The 917-nt window shown below is 76.6% G+C and carries 1 pseudogene; it reads left to right on the plus strand.

Annotation, left to right across the window (positions count from 1 at the left end):
- Nucleotides 1-917: pseudogene (locus KS423_RS46290) on the plus strand (family 2 glycosyl transferase); the annotation flags it as partial.

Below are 917 nucleotides of genomic sequence, written 5' to 3' on the forward strand. Positions count from 1 at the left end.
ATCGGTGCCGACGGCGCCAACGCCCGGGTGGCCGGGATCGCCTTCGGCTGGCGCCAGCCGGTGGCCGCCCTGGTGGTGGCCGCGGCCGTGCTGGCTCCGCTGGGCACCGGACTGTGGTGGGCGCTGACCGGCGCCGGCGGTCCGCTGCACCGCGGCCAGGCCGACCAGGTCCCCGCGTTCATCGCGGAGGAGGCCGGCACCACCGACCGGGCCCGCACCCTGGTCGTCACCGGGGAGAAGAACGGCGCCGCGGTCCGCTACACCGTGCTGCGCGGCGCGGGTCTGACGCTCGGCCAGGCCGAGTCCACCGTCGACCCGGCGACCGGTACCCAGGACGGCCTGAACAAGGTGGTCGGCAGCCTGCTGGCCGGCTCCGGTGCCGACCAGGCGAGTGCCCTGGCCGGCTACGGCATCGCCTACGTGCTGGTCCAGCAGCCGGTGATCGACGTCTTCAAGGACGTCCTGGACACCACCCCCGGCCTGGTCAAGGCCAACCAGGACGGCGCCGCCGCGCTCTGGCAGGTCAACGGCACCCCCGCGGTCCGCGCGGTGATCACCGCCCCGGGCGCCAACCCGGTGGTCGTCCCGTCCGGGGCCCGCGACCTGTCCGCCACCGTCCCGGCCGGCCCGGACGGCCGGGTGCTGCGGCTCGCCGAGTCCGCCGCCCCGGAGTGGAAGGCCACCGTGGACGGCACCGCACTGGAGTCCACCACGGTCGACGGCTGGGCCCAGGGCTTCAAGCTCCCGGCCGCCGGCGGCAAGCTGACCGTCACCCGGGAGGGCGGCGCCGCCCACACCGGCTGGATCTGGGCCCAGGTGCTGCTCGGCCTCACCGTCCTGGTGCTGGCCCTGCCCGGCCGCCGCAGCCACAAGGACGACGACCTGCCCGAGGAGGTGGTGGCCGCCGCCGCGCTGGC

The organism is Streptomyces sp. LS1784 (assembly GCF_020103755.1).
GTDB lineage: Bacteria > Actinomycetota > Actinomycetes > Streptomycetales > Streptomycetaceae > Kitasatospora.